The 19,373-nt window shown below is 53.9% G+C and carries 17 protein-coding genes; 7 read left to right on the top strand and 10 right to left on the bottom strand.

What is annotated here, in order from left to right:
* The first annotated feature begins 22 nt into the window (after positions 1–22).
* Together FCN45_RS16570 and FCN45_RS16565 are read left to right on the top strand one after the other, a co-directional pair.
* Positions 23–895: an OmpA family protein gene (locus FCN45_RS16570; RefSeq protein ID WP_137386547.1), complete on the top strand. Its 873-nt coding sequence runs from the start codon at positions 23–25 to the stop codon at positions 893–895.
* Positions 896–1,133: 238 nt separating this feature from the next.
* Positions 1,134–4,229, top strand: coding sequence for an Ig-like domain-containing protein (locus FCN45_RS16565; protein ID WP_246862540.1), 3,096 nt, complete (start codon positions 1,134–1,136; stop codon positions 4,227–4,229).
* An 82-nt stretch (positions 4,230–4,311) separates the two neighbouring features.
* Here FCN45_RS16565 and FCN45_RS16560 read toward each other — a convergent pair whose 3' ends face one another.
* A complete protein-coding gene (locus FCN45_RS16560) occupies positions 4,312–4,620 on the bottom strand; it encodes a putative quinol monooxygenase (protein WP_008103384.1) in 309 nt (102 codons plus the stop codon).
* Between the two features lie 31 nt (positions 4,621–4,651).
* The gene (locus FCN45_RS16555; protein WP_137386545.1) at positions 4,652–5,230 is read right to left on the bottom strand and encodes an NAD(P)H-dependent oxidoreductase; all 579 of its coding nucleotides are present in this window, start codon (positions 5,228–5,230) and stop codon (positions 4,652–4,654) included.
* A 163-nt stretch (positions 5,231–5,393) separates the two neighbouring features.
* Here FCN45_RS16555 and FCN45_RS16550 point away from each other — a divergent pair, with 163 nt between their 5' ends.
* Positions 5,394–6,155, top strand: coding sequence for a transporter substrate-binding domain-containing protein (locus tag FCN45_RS16550; protein WP_137386544.1), 762 nt, complete (start codon positions 5,394–5,396; stop codon positions 6,153–6,155).
* A gap of 61 nt (positions 6,156–6,216) precedes the next feature.
* Here FCN45_RS16550 and FCN45_RS16545 read toward each other — a convergent pair whose 3' ends face one another.
* The 6 genes from FCN45_RS16545 to FCN45_RS16520 all read right to left on the bottom strand — a co-directional run bounded on the left by FCN45_RS16545 (position 6,217) and on the right by FCN45_RS16520 (position 11,574).
* A complete protein-coding gene (locus FCN45_RS16545) occupies positions 6,217–7,092 on the bottom strand; it encodes a ketose-bisphosphate aldolase (protein ID WP_137386543.1) in 876 nt (291 codons plus the stop codon).
* A gap of 128 nt (positions 7,093–7,220) precedes the next feature.
* Positions 7,221–8,072 (bottom strand): class II fructose-bisphosphate aldolase, encoded by an 852-nt coding sequence (locus FCN45_RS16540; RefSeq protein ID WP_101763007.1) that lies wholly within the window; start codon positions 8,070–8,072, stop codon positions 7,221–7,223.
* A 9-nt stretch (positions 8,073–8,081) separates the two neighbouring features.
* Positions 8,082–9,173 carry a PTS fructose transporter subunit IIC gene (locus FCN45_RS16535; RefSeq protein ID WP_101763008.1) on the bottom strand — a complete coding sequence of 364 codons (1,092 nt, stop codon included), beginning with the start codon at positions 9,171–9,173 and terminating at the stop codon, positions 8,082–8,084.
* An 11-nt stretch (positions 9,174–9,184) separates the two neighbouring features.
* Positions 9,185–9,499 carry a PTS fructose transporter subunit IIB gene (locus tag FCN45_RS16530; RefSeq protein ID WP_101763009.1) on the bottom strand — a complete coding sequence of 105 codons (315 nt, stop codon included), beginning with the start codon at positions 9,497–9,499 and terminating at the stop codon, positions 9,185–9,187.
* 24 nt (positions 9,500–9,523) lie between these two features.
* Positions 9,524–9,994, bottom strand: coding sequence for a PTS sugar transporter subunit IIA (locus FCN45_RS16525; protein ID WP_061720482.1), 471 nt, complete (start codon positions 9,992–9,994; stop codon positions 9,524–9,526).
* Between the two features lie 17 nt (positions 9,995–10,011).
* Positions 10,012–11,574, bottom strand: coding sequence for a transcription antiterminator (locus FCN45_RS16520; RefSeq protein WP_137386542.1), 1,563 nt, complete (start codon positions 11,572–11,574; stop codon positions 10,012–10,014).
* Positions 11,575–11,981: 407 nt separating this feature from the next.
* Here FCN45_RS16520 and parC point away from each other — a divergent pair, with 407 nt between their 5' ends.
* From parC to ftsP, 3 genes are all read left to right on the top strand, one after another.
* Entirely contained in the window at positions 11,982–14,252 is a 2,271-nt protein-coding gene (parC, locus tag FCN45_RS16515) for a DNA topoisomerase IV subunit A (RefSeq protein WP_137386541.1), read from the top strand.
* A 41-nt stretch (positions 14,253–14,293) separates the two neighbouring features.
* Positions 14,294–15,031: a 1-acylglycerol-3-phosphate O-acyltransferase gene (locus FCN45_RS16510; RefSeq protein ID WP_101763012.1), complete on the top strand. Its 738-nt coding sequence runs from the start codon at positions 14,294–14,296 to the stop codon at positions 15,029–15,031.
* A gap of 119 nt (positions 15,032–15,150) precedes the next feature.
* Positions 15,151–16,578 (top strand): cell division protein FtsP, encoded by a 1,428-nt coding sequence (gene ftsP, locus FCN45_RS16505; protein ID WP_137386540.1) that lies wholly within the window; start codon positions 15,151–15,153, stop codon positions 16,576–16,578.
* Positions 16,579–16,697: 119 nt separating this feature from the next.
* On the opposite strand, the gene dkgA is transcribed toward ftsP, so the two are convergent.
* Positions 16,698–17,525: a 2,5-didehydrogluconate reductase DkgA gene (dkgA, locus tag FCN45_RS16500; protein WP_110867295.1), complete on the bottom strand. Its 828-nt coding sequence runs from the start codon at positions 17,523–17,525 to the stop codon at positions 16,698–16,700.
* A gap of 205 nt (positions 17,526–17,730) precedes the next feature.
* Here dkgA and FCN45_RS16495 point away from each other — a divergent pair, with 205 nt between their 5' ends.
* Positions 17,731–18,642, top strand: coding sequence for an AraC family transcriptional regulator (locus FCN45_RS16495; RefSeq protein WP_137386539.1), 912 nt, complete (start codon positions 17,731–17,733; stop codon positions 18,640–18,642).
* Here FCN45_RS16495 and FCN45_RS16490 read toward each other — a convergent pair whose 3' ends face one another.
* Positions 18,643–19,305 (bottom strand): DedA family protein, encoded by a 663-nt coding sequence (locus FCN45_RS16490; protein WP_101761796.1) that lies wholly within the window; start codon positions 19,303–19,305, stop codon positions 18,643–18,645.
* Positions 19,306–19,373: the final 68 nt, after the last annotated feature.

Genomic DNA, 19,373 nt, shown 5'->3' with positions numbered 1-19,373 from the left:
GCGCCTGTTTTCTGGAGTTATAATGAAACTTAAAAAATATGCTATTGCCACGGTGCTTGCGTCATTGTCCATCAGCGCAACTCTCCAAGCGCAATCGAATTTTGGCAAAGCCTGGCAATCCATGCCTGCAGCGGCCTCAGAGCAAACCCGCATCGTTTATTATCGAGCTACAGACGATAATAATAATAAAGCAGCACACATCTATGTTGATGGCGAATTCCAAACGGCATTATTAACCGGCGGCTACACGGTGTTTTGCCTGAAACCGGGTGTACATTCATTGGGAAGTTATATCGATGATGCGCCAGGTTATCAGGGCAAGCAGCAACAACCATGGCGCGATAATCTGGCGGCGGGCAAAACCTATTATATCATTGCCAGCCTTGACGGTTCCGGCCGTCCTCTGGTCATGGATAGCGAACAGGCTCAGCAGCAATTAGTGGGAACACGTCAGCAAACTCATTTGCTTTCCCGCGCTTCAGCGGTGGTGCCGTGCAAGGCTGGAACTACACAGTCTTATGATAATTATGAGTTTTCATCGGATTTGCTGTTTAATTTTGGTAGCGCGAACAGTGCCGATATTTCCGCTCAGGGTCATAGCGCCATTCAACAATTTGCAACCTTGTTGAAAAGCAAAAATAAAGCCGATCAGCGCATTATCGTCACCGGCTTTACCGATCCGATTGGGGAGGAGGAAAGCAACATCAAGTTAGGCCAACGCCGCGCGGATGCAATCAAGAAATTATTGGTTAATAACGGGCTCGCGAGTGATTATATTCAATCGCAAAGTATGGGTGAAAGCCAGGTCACTGCGCAGTGCGCGGGCTCTCTGAAGCAGCAGAAAGCATGCTATCAAGGCGAACGTCGTGTAATTATCAGTGTAGAGAATAAATAGTTTTATCACTTTCTAAAAATTAACCAATGGTCTGATTTTTTATAATTTAGGCCATTTTTTTCAGCTTCAATTTACAATTAATGATTCTATTAAAAACCATTAATTAAGACATGTCCTGTGTTGGTTATTTCACTAACTGGTCGAGAATGCTTACGTTCCGGGAGGAAACCGGAACACGAATCTAAATATTTAAAGGAATATATTCATGGCGAATAACAGCATTAATGAAATTAAAGAAATGAAAATCAGTACTATTACCGAGAAAAATTTTGGTTGGAAAGATAAACAAGTCGATCTAAAAGATGCCGGTGGTCGTGTTGAGATTCTTATTGATGGTGTGGTTTACAAAGCACCTATCGATGAAAATGGTAAGTGGTCATTTACACCGCCAACGGGCTGGGACGAAGGCTTACATACCGTGCAGTTGATCACCATCGATAAAGCGGGTAACCGTGCACCACCAACGTCCTTCATTGTAAATCTGGATACCCAAGCTCCAGAAGCGCCAGAAATCTGGCGTGTGGTAGACAACACCGGTAGTAATAAAGGTAATTTGAATCCGGGCGAAATTACCGATGAACACAAGCCTGTCATTTCAGGCGTAGCGGAGCCGGACGCGATCGTTTACCTGTATGACAACGGTGGAAAAGATCCGATTGCTTCAGTCAAAGCTAATAGCATGGGGGCATGGACCATTACTCCAGAATTGGCTGATGGCGAACACAGCCTGACCGTAGTGGCTAAAGATGCTGGCAAACATGAAAGCCCAGTCTCAGCGCCATTCATTGTGAAAGTTGAAGCGGGCGCAGTAGTGATGGCCGAAGGCCCAACTGCAGAGCCGCAGCCGTCTGAGGATGCGACTGCAAATACCAATAATTTTGGTACTCATGGTAATGCTCTTGAAAAATATATTAATAAAAACTTTATCGAGATATCAACTAAAGTCGAGCCTTTCGCACAGGTTCAAATTACGCTGAACAATGAAGTGTATCTTGTTACCGCAGATAAGGATGGCAATTTACATTTCAAGTCTGATGAACTGCCAGATGGGACCTACTACTATCAGACGCGTGTTCGCGATAGCGCTAATAACTGGGGTCCCGCTACCTCAATCATTCTGCATGTCGAAGCAGGCGCTCCGGAAGCACCACAGATCCTGCGCGTCATTGACGACGAAGGTAATGTTGATCACTTAACTTCGGGTCAATACACCGATGATAAAACCCCAACGCTGTCAGGCGTGGCTAAACCGGGATCGCTGGTCTTCATTTACGGCGTTGATTCAGCACCGATCGGCAGCGTGACCGCTGGCGGTGATGGACGTTGGACCTTCACACCGGAACTGACCACGGATGATACCTATATCTTCAACGTAGCGTATCAGGATCGCTACGGTCGTATGAGTCCGAAATCAGACAACTTCATCCTGAAACTGGATGCTACTGCACCTGAAGCGCCTTCACTGGAAGGTGTTTACGATGACGTAGGCCGCGTAACCGGTCAGCTGAAATCAGGCGATACCACTGACGACACCACTCTGTCACTGTCGGGTAAAGCGGATGCCGGCTCCATTGTACGTATCTGGGATGGCGAAAAATTAGTTGCAACCGTTATTGCCAACTCACGTGGTCAATGGTCTTACGAACTGGATGTGGCCGAAGGCAAACATGCGCTGCGCGTAGATTCCGTCTCCAAAGGTGGTGCTGCTTCTACTCCATCAGAAGAGTTCATTGTGATTGTTGATACCCAAACGCTGCCTCCGGCACAGATTGAAGAGATCGTCGCCAACAACGGTGCAGAAGAGCGTCCACTGGTGAGCGGTGATGCAACCAACGATGACACCCCAGTGCTGCGCGGTTCAGGTGAAGAGGGTGAAATTGTTTATGTTTACGATAAAGACAAAGTCATTGGTTCTGCTGCCGTAGGCAAAGATGGCAAATGGGAAATCGAGCTTGATCCACTGAAAGAAGGTTCTCATGAGCTGAAGATCAAAGTCGAAGATCCAAAAACTGGCAAAAGTTCAGACTTCTCAGATCCGGTCACCATCGTGGTGGATTTAACTGCACCTGAAAAACCGGTCGCTCCGGGCATTATCGACAACACCGGTGATGAGCAGGGCGTCATCCAGCCAGGCACGCCAACTGACGAAACCCAGCCGGAGTTCACCGGTGGCGGTGCAACGCCGGGTGACGTTGTGGAAATCATCATCATTGATAAAGACGGCAAAGAGCAGGTCATTGGTAGCGGCGTCGTTGACGAGAAAGGTGATTGGACAGTCACCCCAACCGATCCAATCGGTGATGGTGATTACGACGTGGTGGTTGAAATTACCGATCCGGCGGGCAACACCTCTGATCGTTCCGATCCAATTGAACTGATTATCGATACCAAAGTGCCGGACGAAATCACGGACTTCGAATTGTGGGATGACGTGGGCGTCATCACTGGTCAGATCCTTGATGGCGGCATCACTGATGACAAATCACCAACCGTACGCGGTACCGGTGAAAACGGTTCTAAAGTCATTATCTATGATGGCGAAAAACAGATCGGTTCAGCAACCGTAGTTGATGGTAAATGGAGTATTGATCTGCCTGCCCTGACGGAAGGTGCGCATAATATCCGCGTTCAACCTGTCAGCGCTTCAGGTGTGAAAGGCCCTATCAATGACGGCATCAACTTTGATGTGGATCTGACCGCACCACAGGCTGGTACTTACACCGGTGGTTCATTCCTTGATGTAGAAGGTTTTACCCGCCCGATCGGGTCGGATATCAATGGTCAGGTTATGACGCTGAACGGTACCGGTAAAGAAGACGGCACCGTAGTGGTGGTCTATGGCGATGCGGCGCGTACCGAAATTATTGGCAGCGCGGTGGTGACCAACGGCAAATGGACGCTGGATACCAATAAACTGGCTGAAGGTAGCTACCATATCTCCTTCGGTTATCGTGATGCGGCGGGCAATGAAGTGGCCGGTGCAGAATCGTTCGACGTTAACGTTGACATTACGCCACCAGAACCTATCGATCCAGGCGACATGTTCCCAGACTCATTCAACGAAGCGCTGATGAGCATGTCACTGTCGGATATTCTGTCCATGAGTGAAGACTCATTGTTCATTGACAACGGTAAAACGCAGTTGATGATTTCGGATTCTGCGCAGGAAGTGACCTTGCAAGACATCCTGCCGGAAGGTGAAGACGTGAATAACTGGAGCCAGGCAAATGGCACCGTAACCGTGGCAGGCGTTGAATATAACGTTTACCAGAACAACGGTGGCGATGCTGAAGTGATGGTTCCACAGCACCTGCTGCAGGAACAACAGCACTAATTTCTGATTAGCTGCGAAACAAAAGCCCCGATCGAAAGACCGGGGCTTTTTTATGCATAATGATGAACGAGAAAAAATTGGCTTACTTAGCCGCTTCCAGCACCAGGATCTTCACATCAACCACTTCATCTTTAATCAACGCGCGATGCGCATCCATGTGTGGCATCTGCTGATGCTGCTCCAGATGACGCAGTGATTCCCACAGCTCCAGCATGAAAATGGAATCGGGTGAATTCTGTTTCCACGGCACTTGCGCCTGATGATCAACTAATGCGTCATATTGATGACAGCCATCTTCTTCCAGCACGGTAGGAATCAGCTGGTTAATCGCATCCAAAACCACCTGGCGACGGCCCGGTTTGACACAAATTTCTGCAACGACGGTTAACATAGTGCTTCCTCTTTTCCCTGGGTGCTTACAGTTAAGCAAAGATCTGGCTGAGATGAGTCCGATAACGTTCGATATCGCGCGGCACGTCCGGCATTTTAATTACATCGTTACAGATAAAGGTCGGCAAACCTTCCATACCGAGGAACTGGTTGGCCTTGTGGAAGTGCAGATACAAACCGTCCACGCCCACGCCTTCAAAGAATTGCTCAGGATCGTTAAAGGCTTCCAGCGGCGCGTTCCAGGTCAATGACAGCATGTATTTCTTACCCTGAATCAGGCCGCCGGAGCCGTATTTTTTACCGGCATCGCTGCGTGTGCGGCCATCGCTGGCATACAGTGAACCGTGACCTTCGGTGAAGACATCATCGATATACTTTTTTACTGTCCACGGCTCGCCCATCCACCAGCCGGGCATTTGATAAATCACCACATCGCTGTCGAGGTATTTCTGCACTTCTTCTGCCACGTTGTAGTCGCTGTCAGCAATCGTTATCTGCACCTGATGACCAAGATCGCGCAACTGGCTGGCTGCGACGTCAGTTAAGGTATGGTTTAGTTCGCCTTTCGAATGGGCGAAGGTTTTGCCACCATCGATAATTAAAAAGTTCATGTCATCCGCTCCGTTTCTCGTTGATGCCGCACACTCTACGCGCGCGCAGCAGCGAGAAAAATGCGTGATTGATCACAACACTTTTGCTAAAAAAGCAATAATACGCAGGGTTATGAAACAATCCGTGAGCAAACCAACATCAATTCCCATAAAAGAAGAAAACATGAAAACCGCGATACTGAGTGTATTATTTCTGGTGACGGGCGCTGCTCAGGCGCAATCCCACCTCGATGACATCCGCGCAAGCAAAACCTTAAAAGTCTGTACCACCGGTGATTACAAGCCATATAGCTATTTGCGCAGCGATGGCCAATACGAAGGATTGGATATCAGCATGGCGCAATCGCTGGCAGCAAGCCTGGGTGCAAAAGTGCAGTGGGTGCCAACCACATGGAAAACCCTGAGCGATGATTTTGTGGCCAAGCAGTGTGATATCGCATTGGGCGGCGTATCGGTCACCCTCAAGCGTCAGCAGATCGCCTGGTTTGCCCAGCCGCTCGGCATCGATGGAAAAATTCCACTGGTGCGCTGTGCTGATAAAGCGAAATATCAGACGGTTGAGCAGATTAACAAGGCGAGCGTGCGCGTGATCGAACCGGCAGGCGGCACCAACGAAGCCTTCGTGCACAGCCATCTGCCGCAGGCAACGCTGCAGCTGGCTGACAACGTGGGGATTTTCCAGCAGTTGGTGGATAACAAAGCAGATGTGATGATCACCGATGCGTCTGAAGCGCTGTTCCAGCAGCAGCATTATCCCACGCTGTGCGCCATCAATCCGGACAAACCGATGCAGTACGGCGAGAAGGCCTACATGATCCCGCGCGATGATATGAGCTGGAAGTTGTATGTTGATCAGTGGCTGCATCTCAGCACCGCCACCGGCGAATACGCCCAGATTACGAAGAAATGGTTAGGTGCGAAGTAGCGACGCCATTCCTGGCGATCTGAGTTTCTGGTGCGCCATAATGCGCACCAGATAACAGAACTCAACGATACAAACTACGATACAAACTCGCCTTACCCAACCCGCCAAACAGATTCATTTTGTAGCGAATGACTTCCTTCGCCGCCGCAATGGCATCGGGATAAATCACATTCGGATCCCACCAGGTTTCGCGTGCCAGAATCTCGCGCAGCTTAGCGAAATAGGCGAACTTCATGTCGCTGGAAATATTGATTTTGCCCACGCCCAGCGTCACCGCTTCCGCGATCTCGGCATCCGGATTTGCTGAACCGCCGTGCAGCACCAGCGGAATAGTGGTGCGCTGCGCAATGTCTCTGAGGATATGCATCTGCAGCTCAGGCTTCATATCTTTCGGGTAGATGCCGTGCGCGGTGCCAATCGCTACCGCCAGCGTATCTACACCGGTGCGCTGCACGAAATCCTCTGCCTGCGCCGGTTCGGTGTAGATCACTTTACTCACGCCGCCTTCCACTGAAGTGCCGGTATCGCCGATGGTGCCGAGTTCACCTTCCACCGAAACGCCCACCGCATGCGCCAGTTTCACCACTTCTTTGGTCAGCGCTACGTTCTCTTCATAAGGCAGCAATGAACCATCGATCATCACTGAGGTAAAGCCGCATTGAATAGCGCGCAGCACCTGAGCAATGGACGCACCGTGATCGAGGTGGATGGTGAACGGCACTTTGCTTTTCAGCGTGCGTTCGCGCACATAGCCAAAGAACTCATCAGTGACAAACTCCAGCTCGCTTGGATGGATGGAAATGATCGCCGGCGTATGGGTAGCTTCAGCTTCTTCAACTACCGCGCGGATAAAGCAGCTGTCGGCCACGTTAAAAGCGCCAATCGCGTAACGGTGTTCACGAGTCGGTGCCAACATCTCTTTCATTGAAATCAACATGTTAATATTTCCTCAGCGTGATGTTTACCGGAGCCGACGCATGCGCCGACCCGATAGTGGATATGAATGTGAAATTGATAATGCGACCTTGTGTCGCCATTCATGGCGAACACCAACCAACCTGATGGCTAAACCTTGCCCGCCGATCCCGACCAGCTTAGGTACTCCGCCACCACTTCGCGGCAGGCGGACTCCATCAGCCCAAGCACATCGGCTAACTCAGCGTGAGGATGCTGCTTCAAGGCCTGTTCCACCGCCATTTTTCCGGCATCAAACACTGCCGCGCCGACGTTGATCTTGGCTACGCCAAACTCACTGACGCGGCGAATATCCTCAGCGGGCGTGCCCGATCCGCCGTGCAGCGCCAGCGGTCGCGAAGAAACCGCCTGCAACTCCTGCAAGCGCTGAAAGTCGATCTTTGGCTTCACGCCCGCCGGATAAAGCCCGTGCGCGGTGCCAACCGAGATCGCCAGCAGGTCGATATCGGTCTGTTCGATAAACGGCAGCACATCGGCCACCTGCGTCATCTTCACTGAGGCATCAGCTAGTTCGTAGGTTGGCGCATCGGCGATATGTCCTAGCTCGCCCTCGACGCACACGCCGGCGGTATGCGCCATTTTCACCACGGCGGCGGTCTGGCGAATGTTCTCGGCCAGCGGCTCCGAGGAGGCGTCAATCATTAAGCCGGTAAAACCGGCGCGAAACGCCTGACCAATCAGCGGAAAGGCTTTGCCGTGATCGAGTGCCAGCGCCACCGGCACGCTGGCGGTCTCGGCCAGCGCACGCACTAACGGCACCGCGACAGCAGGCGGGAAGTGCGCGCTGTGTCCCTGATAAACGTTGAGGATCAGCGGAGCACGCTGCTGCTCGGCGGCCTGAATGGCGGCGCGCGCGGTTTCAAGGTTGAAGCAGTTGATCGCTAACACCGCATAGCGCTGTTGGGCGGCGGCCTGAATCAGGTCGTTCATCATGGCAAACATGGTGGCTCCTTATTCCAGAGTGAATTTGATCTCTTCATCGCGGACGCCGGGGGCTTCCACGTCATCGAACTCTTCATCCGCCTGCGTCACCGGCTTTTTCAGTACCGACAGCATCACGCCGCACACCGTGGTGCCGATACCGAGTGCCAAACAGAACAGCCAGGGTTTGGTGAACAGCGGCACCACAAACATGCCGCCGTGCGGCACCGGTGCGCCGACGCCCCACACCATAATCAGCCCACCGGCGATGGCGGAGGCCACCACGCAGCTGCCGACCACGCGGAACAGGTCGCGCGCTGCAATCGGAATCACGCCTTCGGTAATCATGCAGATGCCCATCGGGAAGGCGGCTTTCAGCGCCTCTTTTTCCGCTTTGGTATATTTGTTGCGGCTCAGCAGATAAGAGAGCGTGATGCCGAACGGCGGAATCATTGAGCCGACAAACTTCACCGCTTCCGGTCCGTAAATGCCATCAACCAGCATGCCGTCGGCGAACAGCGACATGGTTTTATTCACCGGACCGCCGAAGTCGAAGGTGGCCATCGCGCCGAGGATCGCGCCCATCACAAATTTCGAACCGCCTTGCATCGACTCCAGCAGGGCAATCAGCGCCTTCTGCAGCCAGACAATCGGCTGGCCGATAAAGGTCATCATCAGCAGCCCGGCGATGATGGTGCTCAGCACCGGCAGCACCATAATCGGCATCAAGCCCTGCATCGATTTCGGCAACTTAATGGTGCGGCGCAGCAGCAGCACGGTGTAACCGACCAGAAAACCGCCGAAGATGCCGCCGATAAAGCCGGTACCGATCTGCCCGCAGATAAAACCGACGATCAGGCCAGGCGCGAAGCCGGGACGATCGGCAATCGAGTAAGCAATCGCCGCGCTGATCAACGGCACAATCAGCCCCATGCCCCAACCGCCGATCTGATTCAACATCCACGCGAGGGTGCCGGTCTGTTTACCGACATCCGGCCCGCCGATCACCTGGCCGAGCGCGATGCAGATCCCGGCGGCGACGATCAGCGGGATCATCCACGAGATCCCGGTAAGCAAATGCCCTTTGATCTCCTGGCCGTACTGACGTTTGTTGTCACTCATGATGGATCTCCTCAGGCGCGCGCCAGTGAATCCGCCACTTTTTCGAGGAATTTCACCGGTGATTTGATCACTACTTCGGTTTTCACTCGCACAATGGGTTTGCCCTGAAAGCGCTCCTCGCCTTTGATCTTCACGTCAACGGCGAGGATCACCACGTCCGCAGCGGCGATATCTTGCTGCGTCAGCGCCGTTTCGGTGCCGATGGTGCCCTGAGTTTCAACGTGGATGGTGTGGCCCAGCGCGTGGGCCCCTTTAATCAGTTTTTCGCGCGCAATGTAGGTATGCGCGATGCCTGCCGTGCAGGCCGCTACACAGACGATATTCATGTGTCACCTCAGAGAGTTAGGGTGTTAACAGAGGTCGGTTTCGGCGTACTGACTAAACAGCCGGATGATATTGCTGGCATCGTTTTCCACCAGCAGTTGGGCTATCACCTCATCATCGGCCAGCGCACTGGCCACCTGCGACAACAGGCGAATATGGGTGGTGTTCTGATCTTCCAGTCGCACCGCGAACAGGATGATGCAGCGCACCTGGCTGCCATCGAGCGTTTCCCACGGAATGTCGTGTTGGGTGCGGCCGATGGCGAGCGTGGTTTGTTTCACCGCGGCGGATTTACCGTGCGGGATGGCGATATGATTTTCGAAGCCGGTGGAACCTTCAGCTTCCCGCAGCCAGACGTCTTCAATAAAGGCAGCGCGGTCGCTGATGGCGCCGTCGTGGTAGAGCAAATCGGTGAGCTCATGAATCGCTTGCTCTTTGGTGGTGGCGGTCAGCGCCAGGTTAACGCGGCGTGGCGTCAGAATGCGCGAAATATCCATGTTCAATCCTCATTCAATTAATGTTCAGCCAAAGCGCAGGAGGCGCCGTCGGGCAGCTGGCTGCCAATCATGGCGTCAGTCACCCGCCGAATATCGTCATCGTTAAAAAAGGCACTGACATACACCGCCGGAACCGCTCCGGCGTTGAGGTGAATAGTGGTAATCACCAAATCCACCGTCTCTCGCTGGCAAAACTCCGCGTGATTACTGGCGGAAACCACGCCGACAATCTCCCAATCCGGGAAGGCGCGCAGAATGCGACTCTTCAAAAGATGCGAGGTTCCCACGCCGCTGGAGCACACCACCAGAATGCGTTTGTGGGCGATTTGTCGCTCCAGCGCTGCCTGGAAATGCACGCACAGATAACCTATTTCGTCATCCGCCACTGATGAAAGTCCCTGGCTGCGCGCGGTTAATTGCATCGCCTGTTGCGTTAATGAAAATATTTCCTTCATCTCCTGCTGAATATCCTCCAGCAGCGGATTACGAATATGAATATGATATTTGAGTCGATTTAATAATGGCTTTATATGAACTAATAACCCTTCAAATAATAATCGGTCCTGCGCTAAGTCCTGCTGAATAAATGACGCGAAGCGATCGATTAATTCACAGGTTATTTTCACTGATTCAGCGGTGGAAAATTGATTATGCAGCGGGGCATTATCTCCACGTTCTTCCACCACAATGCCGGACGAGACAATATATTGATAAATAAAACCCACTTCATCGGCTGGCAATGCGCAGCACATGCGCTGTTCAATCTGCACCACCATGTTTTGGGCAATCTTCAGAATGCGCTGGTCAAGATCCTGCGCGCTGGTCAGGGTTTCCAGCGCCAGCGCGTTACCTTGCGCCATGCGATGCATCATGATCAGAATATGGGTGCAGAGATTGAGGTACCACGCGTCGCCCAACGGATAACTCAGCTGCTGCTCCATTTGCTGCAGCAGCGCCTGCACAAAAGCCACATCCTCGTCGCCAAAATAGTGCACCAGCGCTTGCTGGCTGCCGGGGTCGAGGCGTGGTAGCAGCGGCGTGCCGGCGACGTTCTGCTGCATCACATCATTAATTAGCGACACCATCGCCTGGCGCAACGTCTGCTCATTGCCTTCTATGTGGGTGCCGCCGGGGCCGCGCTGCAGCACCAAACCCAGCGGCTGCAGCCACTCCTCGATCACCTTCAGGTCATTCACGATCGACGCATGACTGATAAAGTAGCGTTCCGACAATTTACTGATTGAAGTCGCGCGTGGCGCATCACTCAGCAGCTGCGAGGCAATCTTCACCCGTCGGCTGTTGTGGCTCAGCGCATCCGAACTGCTTTCGTCGCCGTTAAGCTGCTGCTCCAGTTGCAGACGCTGCTGCAGATCGTCTACCCGCAGAAGTATGCCGCGTCCCGGCATTTTTTCCAGCTGCAGCGACCAGTCGCGAAGCCAACTCTCCAGCCATTGCAAATCACGCTGGATGGTTTTCTCCGACACGCCAAGCTGTAAAGCTAATTCTTTTGTCGGCTGCGGTGCGGCATGATGCAGCAGCAATTTTACTAATCGGTGTTGTCGCGAAGTCAGTATTTGCATTCGTTCACCCTTATTTTGGCAAAACGTTTATGGCTAATTGGTGGTTATATTTATTCCATGCCAGAAATCAGACGCGCAAAAATGTGGGGCTTGTGGAGTATGAATTTAGGAGAGTAATCACTAAGCAACAATACTAAATGTTGTCCTGGCTTGCGGACACCATTAATACGCTAATTGCCTCGCGATATTAATTGCGAAGTTGCTCACAGATTATTGCCGATATTCACTGTGACATGGCTCCCATTCCGTTTTAATTTTCCAACCAATATCACGCTATTTAATGCAAGACGATTCTGTTTGCTGAACGGGCTTCTCTGTGACTAAACCGCACGAATAAGGTAATATCCTCGCCAAATGACCGCCGGATGTCCCGCCGTTGCGGGCCACGAAGTGAGGATGCGAGCTGAATGAGCGAATTGACGCAGGATGGTGCAGAGCGTCTTGCCCTGCACACGTTTACCGAAAACGCGTACCTGAACTACTCCATGTACGTGATCATGGACCGCGCGCTGCCGTACATCGGCGATGGCCTCAAGCCAGTGCAGCGCCGTATTGTGTATGCCATGTCGGAATTGGGTCTCAATTCCAATGCTAAATTCAAAAAATCGGCGCGTACCGTTGGTGACGTGCTGGGTAAATACCATCCGCACGGCGACAGCGCCTGTTATGAAGCGATGGTGTTGATGGCGCAGCCGTTCTCCTACCGCTATCCGCTGGTGGATGGCCAGGGAAACTGGGGTGCGCCGGATGATCCAAAATCCTTCGCCGCGATGCGTTACACCGAATCGCGCCTGTCTAAATACGCTGAAATCCTGCTGGGTGAACTCGGTCAGGGCACGTCCGATTACATCCCGAACTTCGACGGCACCCTGCAGGAGCCGAAGATGTTGCCGGCGCGTCTGCCCAACATTCTGCTCAACGGCACCACCGGCATCGCCGTGGGGATGGCGACCGACATTCCGCCGCATAACCTGCGCGAAGTAGCGGAAGCAGCGGTCAAGCTGATCGACAACCCGAAAACCACGCTGAATGAGCTGCTGGATATTGTGCAAGGTCCGGATTACCCGACCGAAGCGGAGATCATCACGCCACGCAGCGAAATCCGTAAGATTTATCAGAGCGGTCGCGGTTCGATTCGTCAGCGTGCGGTGTGGAAAAAAGAAGATGGTGATGTGGTGATCACCGCGTTGCCGCATCAGGTGTCGGGCGCACGCGTGCTGGAGCAGATCGCTAACCAGATGCGCAATAAAAAGCTGCCGATGGTGGAAGATCTGCGTGATGAGTCCAACCACGAAAACCCGACGCGTTTAGTGATTGTGCCGCGCTCCAATCGCGTGGATCTCGAGCAGGTGATGAATCACCTGTTTGCCACCACCGATCTGGAAAAAAGCTACCGCGTTAACCTGAATATGATCGGACTGGATAACCGTCCGGCGGTGAAAAACCTGCTGGAAATCCTCTCTGAATGGCTGGTGTATCGCCGCGATACCGTGACGCGCCGCCTCAACTATCGTTTAGATCGCGTGCTGCGTCGCCTGCATATTCTTGAAGGTATGCTGGTGGCGTTCCTCAATATTGATGAAGTGATCCACATCATCCGTACCGAGGATGAGCCGAAGCCGGTGCTGATGTCGCGTTTTGACATCAGCGAAACCCAGGCCGAAGCGATTCTCGAACTGAAACTGCGCCATCTCGCCAAACTGGAAGAGATGAAGATTCGCGGCGAGCAGGCGGATTTGGAAAAAGAGCGCGATCAGCTGCAGGCGATTCTGGCGTCCGAGCGTAAGATGAGCAATTTGCTGAAGAAAGAGCTGCTGGCCGATAGCCAAACCTACGGCGACGATCGCCGTTCGCCGCTGCACGAGCGCGAAGAAGCCAAAGCGCTGAGCGAAACCGAGCTGGTGAGCGCTGAGCCGGTGACCATCGTGCTGTCGCAAATGGGCTGGGTGCGCAGCGCCAAAGGTCACGATATCGATCCGGCGGGCTTAAGCTACAAAGCGGGCGACAGCTATCTGGCCGCCGCACGCGGCAAGAGCAATCAGCCGGTGGCCTTTATCGACTCCACCGGACGCAGCTACACGCTGGATCCGACCTCATTGCCGTCCGCGCGCGGACAGGGCGAGCCGCTCACCGGCAAACTGACGCCACCGCCGGGCGCGGTGATTGAGCAGGTGCTGATGGAGCCCGACGATCAGAAGCTGTTGATGGCCTCTGACGCCGGTTACGGTTTCATCTGTACCTTTGCCGATCTGGTGTCGCGCAACCGTGCCGGTAAAGCGCTGCTGACGCTGCCGGAAAACGCCAAAGTGATGACGCCAATGGCGGTACATTCGGGCGATGATATGCTGCTGGCAATTACCCAGGCCGGACGCATGTTGATGTTCCCGGTTGGCGATCTGCCGCAGATGTCGAAAGGCAAAGGCAACAAGATCATTTCGATTCCTGCAGCGGAAGCCGCGGCGGGCACCGACAAACTACAATGGTTGCTGATTCTGCCGCCGGGCGCGTCAATCACCGTATATGTCGGTAAACGTAAGCTGATCATGCGTGATGAAGATCTGCAGAAAGTGCGTGCCGAGCGCGGTCGTCGCGGCAGCGTGGCGCGTGGCCTGCAACGCATCGATAGCGTAGAAGTGAATGCACCAGCGCGTCCGAAAGCCGACGCGAGTGAAGAGTAACGCTGTAATTCAGGCGATGGAATGCCCCATTTGAGGAATCTATGTTACTAATTTTACGAGCAATTATTGTTATTGTTTATTCGATTCTGGTCAGTATTGTTGGCTGTATCTGGTGTCTGTTTTCACCGCGTAATCCGCGTCACGTCGCAACCTTCGGCCATCTGCTCGGTCGTCTGTCGACGGTGTTTGGTCTCAAAGTGGAACTGCGTAAACCGGCGGAAGCCGCGCATTATGGCAACGCGATCTATATCGCTAACCACCAGAACAACTACGACATGATCACGGCGGCTAAAATCGTGCAGCCGACCACCGTGACCGTGGGCAAGAAAAGCCTGCTGTGGATTCCGTTTTTTGGCCAGCTCTACTGGCTGACCGGTAACCTGCTGATTGACCGTGATAACCGCTCCAAAGCGCACGGCACCATCGGTGAGTTGGTGGAACAGTTCAACAAAAAGCGCATTTCGTTCTGGATGTTCCCGGAAGGGACGCGCAGCCGCGGTCGTGGTTTGCTGCCGTTCAAAACCGGTGCGTTTCATGCAGCGGTAGCCGCCGGTGTGCCAATCATCCCGATTGTGGTTTCCAACACCCACGACAAGATCAAGCTGAACCGCTGGAACAACGGTTTGGTAATTGTGGAGATGTTGCCGCCGGTCGATACCTCGCAGTTTGCTACCACCTCGGTGCGTAAGCTCGCCACGCACTGCCGTGAATTAATGTCGACTAAACTGGAAGAATTGAACGCCGAAGTCGCCGAACGCGAAAAAAACGGTAAACTCTGAGCAGCCAAAATGGGGCAGGTGATCATCTGCCCCGTTCTCAAGCCACACAGCAACTCATCATTAATTAGAACAACATGGACACGGCGTCCTCACGCCACGCTCAAAAGGTCTGAAGTTTTATGTCTTGCAGCAGACGTCAGTTTATTCAGCTTTCTGCCGGTGTCGCACTGGCTTCCGGTGCTATGCCTTTCGCCGCCCGCGCCGCCGCGCCATTGGGCGATACGCCACTTCCTATTCCACCGCTGATTGAATCACGTCGCGGTCAGCCGCTGTTTCTCACCTTGCAGCGCAGCCATTGGTCGTTCAGCGGCAACAGCAACAAAGTGCCGGTGTGGGGCTTTAACGGCATGTATCTCGGCCCAACGGTGCGCGTTTATAGCGGCGACGATGTGAAGCTGATTTACAGCAACCGCCTCAACGAACCGGTATCGATGACCGTCAGCGGTTTGCAGGTGCCGGGCGCGTTAATGGGCGGTGCGCCGCGCATGATGTCGGCCGGAGCTGATTGGGCGCCGGTGCTGCCGATTCGTCAGGGCGCGGGCACATTGTGGTATCACGCCAATACGCCAAATCGCATGGCGCCGCACGTCTACAACGGACTCGCCGGCATGTGGCTGGTGGAAGATGACGTCAATAAATCGCTGCCGCTACCGAAGCATTATGGCGTCGATGATTTCCCGCTGATTATTCAGGACAAGCGCCTCGATAACTTCGCCACGCCGGTTTATAACCCGCCCTCCAGCGGCGGTTTTATGGGCGACGTGCTGCTGGTGAACGGCGTGCAAAATCCCTATGTCGAAGTGTCGCGCGGCTGGGTGCGTTTGCGTTTGCTGAACGGCTCGAACGCGCGCCGCTTCGATCTCACCTTCTCCGATAATCGTCCCTTTACGGTGATCGCCAGCGATCAGGGCTTCCTGCCTGCGCCGGTGGCGGTGCAGCTGCTGACGCTGGCTCCCGGCGAACGTCGTGAAGTGCTGGTGGATATGTCGCAGGGCGATGAAGTTTCGATCATGGCCGGAACGGCGGCGGGTTTGATGGATCGCCTGCGCGGATTTTTTGAGCCGTCATCGATTCTGACCAATACGCTGGTGCTGAGCTTACGCCCAACCGGTTTATTGCCGCTGGTGACTGACAATCTGCCGATGCGTTTGCTGGCGGATCAGATTCTTGATGGTGTGGCGGTGCGCACGCGCGAATTCCGCATTGGCGATAGCGAGCCGGGCATTAACGGCGTGTTGTGGGACATGAACCGCATCGATACCACCGTGCAGCAGGGCACCTTCGAGCGCTGGATTATCCACGCGGATCGCCCGCAATCGCTGCATATTCAGGGCGTGATGTTCCTGATTAAGAACGTCAATGGCGCGCAGCCGATGGGCGAAGATCGCGGCTGGAAAGATACCGTTTGGGTTGATGGCAGCGTGGAGCTGCTGGTGAGCTTCCCGCAGAGTTCGTCGGATCACTTCCCATTTGTCTATTACAGCCAGACGTTAGAGATGGCGGATCGCGGGACGGCGGGGCAGTTATTGGTGAATTCAGCGTCTTAATGCCCTCACTCCAGCCCTCTCCCGCAAGCGGGCGAGGGAGCAGATCGAGCAAAACGCACCTTACGGTTCCCTCTCCCGCCTGCGGGAGAGGGTTAGGGTGAGGGGAAACGCGCGCCATTCTACCCGTTAAACGCCTCCGGATCCGGTCCCAAACGGTTGCCGCTATCCAGCTTACTGATCTCACTCACTTCAGTTTTATCCAACCTAAAATCAAACACCTGGAAATTCTCACGAATGCGTTCCGGGGTAATCGACTTCGGAATCACCACCAGGCCGCTATCCAGATGCCAGCGAATCACGATTTGTGCCGGCGTCTTGCTATATTTCTTCGCCAGTTCGCGGATAATCTCCTGATCAAACACGCCTTTACCGCCTTGCGCCAGCGGGCTCCAGGATTCGGTTTGAATCTGGTGCAGCGCATTCCACGCATGCAGCGTGCGCTGTTGCAGCATCGGATGCAGCTCGATCTGGTTCACCACCGGCGACACGCCGGTTTCATCGATCAAACGCTTCAGATGCGCCTCGTGGAAGTTACATACGCCGATGCTTTTGGTTAAGCCCTGTTGCTGCAGCTCAATCAAGCCTTTCCAGGCTTCAACGTAGTGATCTTTTTCCGGGCACGGCCAGTGCATGAGATACAAATCCACCTGCTCTAACTGCAACTTCTTCAGGCTGGTTTCCATTGCCTGTTGCCAGTTGGTCTGGTCGTCGTTCCACAGCTTGGTGGTGATAAAAATGTCATCGCGCGCCACGTCGGTCTCTTGCAGCGCTTGCCCAACCGCTTCCTCATTTTTGTAGATAGCGGCGGTATCGATGGAGCGATAGCCGACTTTCAGGGCTTCCAGGATGGCGTTGCGCGCATCCTCAATGCTCGCTTGCCACACGCCGAGGCCAAGCTGCGGCATCATGTTGCCGTCGCGCAATTTAATAATTGGTTGATCTGCCATAATTGCTCCTTATCTGTTGCAGGGACTTACCGTAGAAAAGATGTGCTTAAGTCTAGTCAACAAACCTCACCTCAGGATCATTGTGGCAAGCGGGCGGCACTTTTGCCTGATAGATTTCTGCAAGAATCTTGCCTGATTCTCCAGAATGATGGAGCTTTGCACAGCCTTACGGCAAACTGACTTTTTTGCTGCCTGAGAGAGATGCATGCCAAACGACGCCCTTTGCCGCCAGCTAGCGCAGCGCGTGGTTGCGCTGATGAATGACCTGCATAAGCCGCTGTGCGCGGTAGAAAATGTCAAATTGATCTATGCCTGCGAAACCTTGCCGCGTACGCCGATGATGTATCAACCCGGCATTGTGATTCTGTTTCAGGGGCGTAAAACCGGCTATCTCGGCAGCACCGTTTTCCACTACGACGCCACCAAATATCTGATGCTCACCGTACCGCTGCCGGTGGAGTGCGAAACCGAAGCCACGCTGGCGGAGCCGCTGGCCGGCATGTGTTTGAGCGTGGATGTCGCCAGCCTGCAGGATTTGCTGATGGATATCGGCGATGACGAGCAGTTCCAGCCGCAGGCACAAACTTCCGGCATCCATTCGGCGTTCATGAGCGAAGAGATGCTGTGTGCGGCCGAACGCTTGCTGGATGTGATGAATAACCCGCGCGACGCCCGCGTGCTGGGGCCGCAGCTGGTGCGCGAGATCATCTATTACGTGTTAACCGGACCGATTGGCGGCGCGTTGCTGTCGCTGGTCAATCGTCAGACGCAGTTCAGCCAGATTGCGCGTGCGCTGCGTCGCATCGAAAACCACTTCGCGGAGAGTTTGAGCGTCGACATGCTGGCCGCTGAAGTGAACATGAGCGTTTCAGCGTTTCATCATAACTTCAAAGCGGTGACGCAAACCTCGCCGCTGCAATACCTTAAGCGCTATCGCCTGCATCAGGCGCGCCTGATGATGCTGCAGGATGGCATGAAAGCCAGCGCGGCGGCGGTGCGCGTCGGTTATGAAAGCCCATCGCAGTTTTCGCGTGAGTTTAAGCGCTATTTCGGCGTGACGCCGGGAGAAGAGGCGAGCCGCGTGCGTCAAACCTTACCGTTTGACGCCGCGTCGTAATCAGGAGAGTTTCTGGCGGCGTTTTTTCCAGATCACCACAATGCTGCCGGCCAGGCCGATAAACAGCAGCGCGATCGGCAGAATCATCAGGATCGCCATCACCTGATCTTCATGGCGCTTGATAAAGGGCACATGGCTGATGCCGTAGCCCAGCGTCACCACAATCCCAACCCACAACAAGCCGCTCAGCCAGTTAAACAGCTGGAAGCGGCCATTGTTTAAGCCGGAAATCCCGGCCATGGTCGGCAGTAAGGTGCGCACAAAGGCCAGGAAGCGGCCAACCAGCAGCGCCATCAAACCGTGGCGGTTAAACATATTCCACGCGCGCTGATGATATTGCGCGGGCAGATGCAGCAACCAACTTTTCACCAGTTTGGTGTTGCCGAGCCAGCGTCCTTGCAGATAGCTGAGCCAGCAGCCGAGACTGGCCGCCGTGGTCAGAATCACAATGGTCGGCACGAAGTCCATCACACCTTTGGCGACCATCGCGCCCGCCAGTAACAGCAGGCTATCGCCCGGCAGGAATGACGCGGGCAGCAAACCGTTTTCCAGAAACAGCGTTAAAAACATCACGCCGTAGACAATCCAAACCACATCCGGATTGCCGAGCGCGGCAAAATCCTGATGCCAAAGCGCTTGGACAATCTCATGTAAAACACCCATCAGCTATTCCATCGAGTCACAAGGAGTCTAATTTTAACCTTCTGTGGCATTGCATACGTTGATCTCTC

It is taken from the genome of Pantoea sp. SO10 (assembly GCF_005281435.1).
GTDB classification, from domain to species: Bacteria; Pseudomonadota; Gammaproteobacteria; order Enterobacterales; family Enterobacteriaceae; genus Pantoea; species Pantoea leporis.
The sequence above is the reverse complement of the archived record's forward strand: the minus strand, read 5'-3'. Positions and strand labels throughout refer to the sequence as shown.